This is a genomic window from Virgisporangium aurantiacum (assembly GCF_016863635.1).
GTDB classification, from domain to species: Bacteria; Actinomycetota; Actinomycetes; order Mycobacteriales; family Micromonosporaceae; genus Virgisporangium; species Virgisporangium aurantiacum.
In genome coordinates this window covers 67,182-77,068 of sequence record NZ_BOPG01000080.1, presented here as the reverse complement: position 1 = coordinate 77,068, position 9,887 = coordinate 67,182, and the positions used below count along the sequence as shown (strand labels likewise).

The 9,887-nt window shown below is 73.1% G+C and carries 7 protein-coding genes; 4 read left to right on the top strand and 3 right to left on the bottom strand.

Features of this window, described 5'->3' with window-relative positions; all coding sequences use genetic code 11:
- Nucleotides 1–20: 20 nt before the first annotated feature.
- Complete coding sequence (locus tag Vau01_RS50490) at nucleotides 21–596, bottom strand: GIY-YIG nuclease family protein (RefSeq protein WP_239152609.1); 576 nt, start codon at nucleotides 594–596, stop codon at nucleotides 21–23.
- Nucleotides 597–773: 177 nt separating this feature from the next.
- Between Vau01_RS50490 and Vau01_RS50485 the strand changes: the two genes are divergently transcribed.
- Nucleotides 774–1,268, top strand: coding sequence for a GNAT family N-acetyltransferase (locus tag Vau01_RS50485; RefSeq protein WP_204008341.1), 495 nt, complete (start codon nucleotides 774–776; stop codon nucleotides 1,266–1,268).
- 137 nt (nucleotides 1,269–1,405) lie between these two features.
- Nucleotides 1,406–2,305, top strand: coding sequence for a hypothetical protein (locus tag Vau01_RS50480; RefSeq protein WP_204008340.1), 900 nt, complete (start codon nucleotides 1,406–1,408; stop codon nucleotides 2,303–2,305).
- An 11-nt stretch (nucleotides 2,306–2,316) separates the two neighbouring features.
- Here the strand turns inward: Vau01_RS50480 and Vau01_RS50475 are convergent, their stop codons facing one another.
- Nucleotides 2,317–5,094 carry an AfsR/SARP family transcriptional regulator gene (locus tag Vau01_RS50475; protein ID WP_204008339.1) on the bottom strand — a complete coding sequence of 926 codons (2,778 nt, stop codon included), beginning with the start codon at nucleotides 5,092–5,094 and terminating at the stop codon, nucleotides 2,317–2,319.
- Between the two features lie 75 nt (nucleotides 5,095–5,169).
- The gene (locus Vau01_RS50470) at nucleotides 5,170–6,009 is read right to left on the bottom strand and encodes an alpha/beta fold hydrolase (RefSeq protein WP_204008337.1); all 840 of its coding nucleotides are present in this window, start codon (nucleotides 6,007–6,009) and stop codon (nucleotides 5,170–5,172) included.
- A gap of 155 nt (nucleotides 6,010–6,164) precedes the next feature.
- Here Vau01_RS50470 and wecB point away from each other — a divergent pair, with 155 nt between their 5' ends.
- Together wecB and fxsT are read left to right on the top strand one after the other, a co-directional pair.
- Nucleotides 6,165–7,304: a non-hydrolyzing UDP-N-acetylglucosamine 2-epimerase gene (wecB, locus tag Vau01_RS50465; protein WP_204008336.1), complete on the top strand. Its 1,140-nt coding sequence runs from the start codon at nucleotides 6,165–6,167 to the stop codon at nucleotides 7,302–7,304.
- A 25-nt stretch (nucleotides 7,305–7,329) separates the two neighbouring features.
- On the top strand, nucleotides 7,330–9,780 hold the full coding sequence (gene fxsT / locus Vau01_RS50460) for an FxSxx-COOH system tetratricopeptide repeat protein (protein WP_204008334.1): 2,451 nt from the start codon (nucleotides 7,330–7,332) through the stop codon (nucleotides 9,778–9,780).
- The last annotated feature ends 107 nt before the right edge of the window (nucleotides 9,781–9,887 follow it).

Below are 9,887 nucleotides of genomic sequence, written 5' to 3'. Positions count from 1 at the left end.
CCAGCATGTAACGCGGTTCCCTACGGCTGCTCCGGGTGGCTGCTGGTGTTGTACGAGTCCTTGGCGGCGACCACGGCCGCCTGGAGGTGCTCGGGGTCGACGCCGTGCACGTTGAGCGGCGGGTGCAGCCGCCGGACGAGTTCGGCCTCGATGGTTGCCGGCTCCGCGTCCTGCGCCCAGGTCAGGCGCAGGTTCGCGTACATCCACGCGGTCAGCCGCGCCTCGTCGGCGGGGATCAGGACGACACGATCGGTCCACGTCGTCCGGTAGCCCTCGGACACCAGAAGCCCGGCCAACGTGCGGCGCAGCGTCGAGCTGCCCGACCGCCTCAGATGGTTGCGCAGGATCCGGCCCCGCAGGCTGGTCGCCCGTCCGAGGTACAGCAGCCGGAGCGACGGATCACCCTCGTTCGGCGGCCCGGGGAGGTCGGGAAGGACCGACGGAGCAGCCCACCAGGCGTAGACACCGCTGCCACGGCCGAGTCGCTTGACGGCGACAGCGAGTGCGGTCGGCTCGCCGGAGAGCAGCCGCAGGGCGTCCTCGACCCGGACTCGGTCGGTTCGGACATCGCCGGGTCGCGTTTCGGGATTGGTCATCGAGACCATGCTAGGCGTCCCCGGGCCGGTGGCGGCCGGCCGGCTCCAACCGCTAGCATCCGGGCCATGGAGTGTTTCAGCGCCACGCGCATCCGCCGCTGAGGTCCGGCTCGCCCACCTCAGGCGCCGAGCCGGTCACCGATGTCGTGATCCCTCAGCGTTGAAAGGCGCACCTCCATGCTCATCCGTTCCTTCGTCCCGGCTGACCTGCCCCGTCTCGTCGATCTGACCATCGAGACGTTCGGGCCCTTCTACGAGAACTCCTTCCGGCCGCTGGTCGGCGACGTCGTCTTCGCCAACCAGCACGGCGACTGGCGCGGTGACTACCGCACCCAGGTCCCCGAACTCCACGACCCGGCCGCGCACCGCTACGTCGCGGTCGCGGAGATCGGTGCGGAGATCGGTGCCGCGATCGTCGGCTACGTGGCGTGGACCGTCGACCCGGCCAGGCGCAACGCGTCCCTCACCCACCTCGCCGTCGACGCCGGCCACCGCCGCCGCGACGCCGGGCGCACGCTGTGCGAGCACGCCTTCGCCCGGATGCGCGCGCTCGGTGCCGAGGTGGTCGAGATCGGCACCGGGGGCGACCCGTTCCACGCCCCGGCGCGGGCGCTCTACGAGCGGCTCGGGTGTGTCCAGCTGCCCGTCGCCGTCTACTACCGCGAGCTCTGACCTGCGGTTTCATCGTCACCGAAACATTGCCGAAGCCCTGCCGGCGACTGTGGTCGCACACCGCCCGGCGGATCCACCGCCGGGCACATCCGCCCGGGCCGGCCCCCGGCCCGGGCACGTCGAAGGGGACAGAGGTAATGAAGCGCAGAAACCGTTGGCTCGCACTGGCCGGCGCCGCGACGGCGTTGGTGGCCGCTCAGGTCGGCCTCCAGCTCGCCACGGCCGGTCCGGCCGCGGCGGTCACCGGCATCGAGAAGGTGACCGGGGAGGTGTCGGCGGTCGACTCGCAGCAGACGCACACGTCGGAGGCGTTCTGTCCGGCGGGCAAGTTCGTCATCGGCGGCGGCGGGTGGGCGTTCGCCGTCGCCGCCGACGACAGCGAGAAGGTGACGCTGGTGCAGCTGCGTCCGCAGCACAGCACGAACGGTGGCCGGGACTCGTACGTGGTGACCGGTTCGGAGACCACCGCGGCGATGACCGGTGACTGGTGGGTGCAGGCGTACGCGATCTGCGCCAGCTCGTCGGGTCTGTCCGGCTACACGGTGGTGGGCACCAGCAACGGCGTCACCTCGTCGCCGAGCGAGCTGGCCACCGCCGCCGGCTGCGGCGGCAAGCGGGCGATCGGCGGCGGTGCCCGGATCACGAACCCGGGCCGCGACGTCTCGCTGCAGACCATGCGGGCCTCCGGGAGCGGTGACATCTTCCGCGCCGCGGCGCACGAGGACGTCCAGGGCTACTCCGACAACTGGACCGTCGACGCGTACGCGATCTGCGTGAACGCGCCGTCGGGCTACGAGATCGTCACGACCGAGTCGACCGCGCGGAACTCCGAGGCGGAGAAGAGCGCGCTCGCGCGGTGCCCGGCGGGCAAGCGGGTGCACGGCACGGGTGCCGCGACCACCAGCGTCGCCGGTGTGTCGCTCCAGGTGCTGTACCCGTACAACGGCCTGGCCGAGGTGCAGGCGTTCGCGGTGGAGAGCAGCCCGGTCAGCCAGGACTGGGACTTCATCGTGGCCCAGGCGATCTGCGCGTTCTGATCCACTCCGGTTCACGCCGGCCGGCCGGCACCCGCTGCGGGTGCCGGCCGGAGGTATCCCCGGACCCGGTCGGCCTCCGGGTGGCCCATCTCGTCGAGGAGGGTCAACGCCCGCCGCCAGGTGTCGTCGGCGGCGGCGGGGTCCCCGTCGGCGTGGTACGCCTCGCCGAGACAGACCAGCGTGTCGGCCGTCCCGGCGAGGTCGTCGATCTCGGCGAACAGGTCCAGCGCGCGCCGGCACCCGTCGACCGCCGTCCGGTACGCGCCGGCGGCCAGTTCGAGGTGCCCGATGCTCTGCCAGTTGGTGGCGGCGCCGTGCCGGTTGCCGATGTCCTCGTTGATCCGCAACGCCTCCCGGCACAGGGTGCGGGCCAGGTCGACGTCGCCGAGCCGGGTCAGCATCCAGGCGACGTTGTTCAGCGCCCGCGCCTGGCCGGTGAGGTGGCCGGCCGCCCGGTACAGGTCCAGCGAGCGCTGGTCACAGTGCAACGCCTCGACGTCGCGGCCCTGCCGCTCCAGTACCCGGGCGACGTTCACCTGGGTCTGCGCCTCGTTGGCGCGGTCACCGACGGCGCGGAACAGGCTCAGCGCCTGGTCGAGGTGGGTCCGGGCCTCGTCGAGCCGGCCGAGTTGGGTGTGTGCCCGGCCGAGGTTGCGGTGCACGTGGGCCAGCGCGGTGTCGTCGCCGAGGCGGGTGGCCGCGGACAGCGCGGTGCGTTGCACGGCGACCTGATCGGTCCAGCCGCCGCTGAGGTTGAAGTAGCTCGTCAGGCTCCAGGCCAGTTCCCAGCAGTGCCGGTCGTGCCCGGTGCGGGCGGCCCACTCGACCGCGCCGACGAGGGTTCCGTGCGCGGTGCGCAGCCACGTCATCGCCGCGGCGCGGTCGCCCAACGCGCCGACCGCGACACCGGCCGCCGGCTCGCTCAGCACCACCGGGTCGCGGTACGGGTAGAGCATCCGGTCGGCGGCGTAGGCGGTGTGCAGGTAATGGTCGAGGATCCGGACCGCGGCGGCCGCCTTCTCTGCCCCCTCCACCTGCTCCGCGGCGTATGCGTGCAGCAGGTCGTGCATGACGTAGCGGCCGGACGCGCGCTCGGTGAGCAGGTGCGCCCGGGTCAGTTCGGTCAGCGACCGCCGGACCGCCGGTGCCGGCATCCCGGCGACGCTGGCCGCGGCGTCGGTGTCGAACGCCGGGCCGGGGTGCAGCCCGAGCAGCCGGAACAGCCGCGCCCCTGCCGGGCTGAGAGCGCGGTACGACCAGGAGAACACCGCCCGGACGTCGGCGTGCGGGTCGCCGCCGTCGAAGGAATCCAGGCCGCCGCCCAGTTCGGCGGCCACGTCGGCCAGGCGGAAGCCGGGATGCGCCGCGGCCCGCGCCGCCACCACGGCCAGTGCCAACGGCAGCCGGCCGCACCGGCGCACGATCTCGGCGACGGCGGTCGGCTCGCCCGCGATCCGGCCCGCGCCCAGGCGCCGGGTCAGGAACGCCCGCGCCTCCGCGTCGGTGAACAGGTCCAGCGGCACCGGCTCCGCGTGGTCGACGACGACCAGCCCGCCGAGCTGGTTGCGGCTGGTCACCACCGTGAGACAGCCGGGCGACCCGGGCAGCAGCGGACGGACCTGCGCGGCGTCGCGGGCGTTGTCGAGGACGACCAGCACGCGCCGGCCGGCGAGCAGGCTGCGGAAGAGCGCGGTCTGCGCGGCCAGGTCGATCGGCAGGCGGCGCGCGGACACGCCGAGCGCGTCGAGGAAGCCGCGCACCACTTCCGCCGGGGCGGCCACGGCGCCGTCCGGGTCGAAGCCGCGCAGGTTGACGTACAGCTGGCCGTCCGGAAACCGGGCGGCGACGCGGTGCGCCCAGTACACGGCGAGGGCACTCTTGCCGACCCCGGCACAGCCGGACACGACCGCGGCGCCGCTCGTCAGCCCGTCGAGTCGCGACAGCGCGGCCTCGCGACCGGTGAACACGGCCGGCGGCGCCGGCAGCTGTCGTGGCACCGGCCTGCCGGCGGTCCCATCGGCTGCCCCGTCACCCGGCGCCGCCGCCGGCCGTTCCGGGCTGAGCGCCGGATCGCTGGCCAGGATCCGTTGGTGCAGCCGGCCCAGCTCCGCCGTCGGGTCCATGCCCAGCTCGTCGACCAGCCGGTCGCGCACCTCCTGGTAGTGCCGGAGCGCGTCGGCCCGGCGTCCGCACCGGTACAACGCCGTCATCAGCTGCCCGGCGATCCGCTCGTCGAACGGGTGCGCGGCGGCCCGCGTGGCCAGTTCGCCCAGCAGGTCGGCGTGCCGGCCGGCGGCCAGCGCCGCGTCGACGAGGTCCAGTTCGGCCGTCAGCCGCTCGGCGGCGAGAGCGGCCCGGATGCCGGTCAGCCACGGCGCGTCCAGCGTGCCGAACGGCTCGCCGCGCCACAGCGCCAGCGCCCGCTCCAGCTCCCGCTCCCGCTCCAGCGACTCGGGACGGGCCGACCGCCCGACCAGCCGCCGGAACACGAACATGTCCACGGTGTCCGGGTCTACGGCCAGCAGGTAACCGTCGGGGCGACGGGTGATGGTGGCCACACCGTCGAGAATCCGACGCAGCCGGGAGACGTACCCGGAGACCGCGTTGCGCGCGTGCCGCGGTTGGCCACTCCCCCACACCCGGTCCAGCAACCGGTCGACCGGGACCGGCCGGTTCGCGTCCACCAGCAACGCCACCAGCAGAAACCGTTGCCGCGCGTGGCCCAGGTCGACCGGTTGCCCGTCGACGTGCACCTGTACCTCGCCGAGCAGTCTGAACTCCGTCGCCATCGCCGGCCCGTACCTCCCGCCCCGCAGGATGCCGGACCGGGCCGGCGACGGCAGCCCATTTCGCGACTGCAGACCTCACACGCTCCTGATCCGATTCAGGATGTACCCGGCCAGTTCGTCCGGCACCTGTTCGGGGACCCAGTGCGAAACGCCGTCGAGCACCGTGAATTCGAACGGGCCCGTTACCCACCGGCCGGTCAGCTCCGCGGCACGCCGACCGAGGGCGACGTCGCCGGTGCTCCAGACATACGTCGTCGGGACGGTGACCGCACCGGTCCGGCGTCCGATCGAGACGTCGAGAGGCATGGCGCGGTACCAGCGCAACGCGCCGGCAAGGCCACCCGGGTCGTCGATGAGCCGGTCGACGTACGCCCTCGCCAGGTCATCACCGAGGCCCGACCGCTTGAGCAACGCCACCGCGAACCGGCCACCCCGCGCCCGGATGGCAGCCTCGGGAAGCCACGGCAACTGGAAGAACCCGACATGCCAGGCCTGCAGGAGCTGCCGACCGGTCAGCATGGCCTTCACCAACGCACGCGGATGCGGCGCGGAAACCACGGTCAGAGTATGAAGGCGATCCGGTCTCGTGGCCGCGACCATCCACGCAACCCCACCACCCCAGTCGTGACCCACCAGATGAACCCGGTCGACACCCGCGGCATCGACAAGCGCCACGACGTCAGCCACGAGTTCCTCGAGCCGGTAGGCCCGCCGCGGCCGAGGCCGCGCCCCCGGGGTGTAACCACGCTGGTCCGGTGCGATGACCCGGTAACCGGCCGCGAGCAGTGGCCGGGAAACGTCGACCCACGATCGCGCACTCTGCGGAAACCCGTGCAACAGCACGATCGTCTCCGCGTCCGGCGGCCCCTCGTCCACCACCTCGAACCGCATACCGTCGCGGGAGAAAGCTTCCACCCCGCGGACGCTACCCGCCCCGGAGCCGCGCCCGAATACAAGTCGGCCTCGGGTTCGAGACGTTCGCCCACACCGGTGAAGCTGCACCGCCACGCGAATGACGCTTTCCGGCTTCCGGTACCTTGTCGTGACGACGCCCGCACGGCAGGAGTTCCATGACACCGTTCACGGTCCACGTCGTTTTCGGCACCCGGCCGGAAGCCATCAAACTCGCACCGCTGGTGCGTGCCATGCGCAGAAGTCCCGCACTCGATCCGGTGGTCATTTCCACCGGTCAGCACCGTGAATTGCTCGACACCCTGCTCGACACATTGCAGCTACGCTGCCAGCACCAACTCGCGGCAATGGTCGCCGACCAGTCGCTGTGCGACCTGACCAGCCGGATGGTGCAGCGGCTGGGCAATCTCTTCGCCACCCAGCGGCCCGACGTCCTGCTGGTCCACGGCGACACGGCGACGGCGTTCGCCGGCGCCGTCGCCGGGTTCTACGAACGGATCCCGGTGGCACACATCGAGGCCGGCATCCGCTCCGGAACGCCGGTCACGCCGTTTCCGGAAGAGTTCCACCGTACGGCCATCGCCCGGCTGACCCGCTGGCACTTTCCGTCGACCGACGCCGCGGCACGCAACCTGCTGGCCGAGGGCGTCGACCCGGTCGACATCGAGGTGACCGGCAGTACGGCCGTCGACAGCCTCCGCTGGGCGATGGCGGGCGGCCTCGGCCGGTCCGCATTCACTCCGGGCAGTCTGCGCAATGTGCTGGTGACGCTGCACCGGCGGGAGTCGCAGGACGGCCGGATCGAGCGGGTGACCCAGGCGCTGACCGCACTCGCCGGCCCCGGCACCGACGTGGTGATCCTGCTTCACCGCAACCCGGCCGTCCGGCGCGACCTGCTGGCGGCGGCGGCCAACGCGGCCGGCCCCGCGCGGTTCGTCGAGCCGCTCGACTACCTCGACTTCGTGCGTACCCTGGCCGAGGCCGACCTGGTCCTCACCGACTCCGGCGGCGTGCAGGACGAGGCGACGGCCCTCGGCAAGCGGATGCTGGTCCTGCGCGAGCGCACCGACCGGCCGGAGGCGGTCGACGCTGGCACCGCCGAGGTGATCGGTCTCCACCCGCCCGACGTGGTCGACCGCGCGCGCCGCGAGATCGGCCACCCGCCGCCACGCCGGGCCGACATCGCCACCGATGGTCCGTTCGGGGACGGCCGATCAGCCGAGCGCATCGTCCGACGATTGTCGGCCGATCTCGCCGTTCACGCCCAACCGAGAGGAAACGTTCTGTCGGGCCGGTGAGGTGACTGTTCGGGAAGCTGGAGGCATGGCCCGGGTGGATTTCTTCATCAGTTACGCGGGCGCCGACCGTACGTGGGCGGAATGGGTCGGCTGGCATCTCGAAGCGGCCGGATTCACCGTCGAACTCGACGTGTGGGACTGGAATGCCGGCGACAACGCGCCCCGGCGGATGAGTGACGCCGTCGCCAATGCCGGTGCGATGATCGCACTGTTCTCGCCCGACTATTTCGGGCCCGGCAGGCACACGCTCGACGAATGGTCGGCGGTGATGGCGCAAAGGCCCGGCGACCGGCGTCGACTGATTCCACTGCGGATCGGGCCGGTCGACCCGCCGTCCCTGCTGGCCCCGCTGATCTGGCACGACCTGTATGGCCGGAGCGAGGATGACGCCCGTGACGTGCTGCTGACGGCGGCCCGGGGCGCCGGCCGGCGACCGACGGCCGCGCCCCCGTTCCCGGCCGGTGGCGGGCAGGCCGACGCACGCGCGGCGGCCGGTGGCGAGCCGGCGGCCAGCTCGCATGTACCGAAGCCACGCGTCCCGGGCTCCCGCCCGTCGCTCTGGAAGGTGCCGCACCGCAACCCTGCCTTCACCGGCCGGGAGACGCTGCTCGCGGCGGTTCGCGAACGGCTCTGCGCCGGCGACCGGGCACTCGTCCAGGCCGTCCACGGGATGGGCGGCGTGGGCAAGAGCCAACTGGCCGTGGAGTACGCCCACCTCTTCGCCGGGGCGTACGACCTGGTCTGGTGGATCGACGCCGAGGTCGGTGAGCTGATCGGCGAACAGCTGGCCGAGCTCGGCACCGCCGCCGGCTGGGTGCGCGACGGCACAGTCACCGCGGCCGCCGCGCGGGAGACCGTCCGCCGCCTGTCGGCCTCCGGCGGTTGGTTACTGATCTTCGACAACGTCCCGATCATCGAGGACGTCATCGCGTGGCTGCCCTCGGGTACCGGCCATGTCGTGGTCACCTCCCGCAGCGGGAAGACCGGCGGAGTCGCCGTCCCCGTCGGCGTCGACGTGTTCGACCGGGCGGAGTCGGTGGCGCTGCTGTGTACGCACCTACCGGTCGTGGACCCGTGCGACGCCGACCGGCTCGCCGCCGCGCTCGGCGACCTGCCGTTGGCTCTCGCCCAGGCGGCCGGTCTGCTGGGCGAGACCGGCATGTCGGTCGACGAGTACCTTGACGAGCTGGCCGGGCACGCCGGTCGGCTGCTGTCGGACGCGCCCGCGCCCGGGTACCCGATGCCGCTCGGCGCGGTGGTCACCACCTCCGTCCGGCGACTGTCCGATGTGGACACCGCCGCGGTGCGACTGCTCCACGTATGCGCGATGCTGGCCGCCGAACCGGTCCCGATCGCCTGGTTCGCCGGCGCACCGCCGGGGACGCTCGACGAGCCCCTCGCCAGCGCCGCCGGGGCGCGCCTGGCGTTACGGCGTACGCTCGGCCGCCTCACCGGGATGGGCCTCGCCCGCAGTGACACCGACACGGTGCAGGTGCACCGACTGATCCAGGCGGTTGTGCGGGACGCGGCCGGCGCCGACGCGGGTCGTACGCGGGAACAGGCGCGCCGGCTGGTCGCCGCCGCCGCACCGACCGACGAGGGCGCCGACCCGGGCCGGTGGGCCGACTGGGCGCAACTGCTGCCGCACGTCCTCGCCCTCGACCCGATGCGCTCCGACACGCTGTTCGAGACACTGCGCCACGCACTCGCATACCTCAACGCCCGCGGGGAGTACCGGACGGTGCTGGACCTGGCGACCCAGTGGCACCGGCACCGCCGCACGGTAGACGGACCCGACGACGCGCGCGTCCTCGCCGCGGCCACGACGCTCGCGGTGGCCCACCGCTACCTCGGCCATTCCGAACAGGCCCGTGCGCTGACCGAGGACGCGCTCACGCGGTACCGGCGCGTGCTCGGCAACGACCACCCGGACACCATGCGGTCCGCCGGAAACCTCGCGGCCGACCTGCGTCGGCTGGGTCGGGTCGACGAGGCGCGGAGCCTCAACGAGGACACCTTCGCCCGCTACCGCCGAGTCCTCGGCGACGACCACCCGGACACCATGCGGGCCGCCGCGAACCTCGCCGCCGACCTGCGCGCACTCGGTGACGCCGCCGCGGGCCGCGGGCTCGACGCCGACACCTTCGAACGGCGGCGGCGCGTGCTCGGCGACGACCATCCGGACACCCTGCGCTCGGCCGGCAACCTGGCCGCGGACCTGCGCGAACTCGGCGACCACGCGGCCGCCCGGCGCCTCAACGAGGACACGCTGGCCCGCTACCGCCGAGTCCTCGGCGACGACCACCCGGCGACCCTGCGGGCGGCCGGCAACCTCGCCGCCGACCTGCGGGCGCTCGGCGCCCACGCAACCGCGCGGCCACTCGTCACCGACACGTTGGAGCGCTACCGCCGCACCCTCGGCGACGACCACCCGGGCACCCGCTGGCTTGCCGCCCTCGCCGACGAACTACGCTGACGCGTCCCGGCCGGCGGGCCGGCAGGGCCATCACAGCGAACGACGGCCTACGGACGCCCGCGCCTTCCAGATCGTGATCCTCAGACCTGGCGGCCTACCGCCGAGCG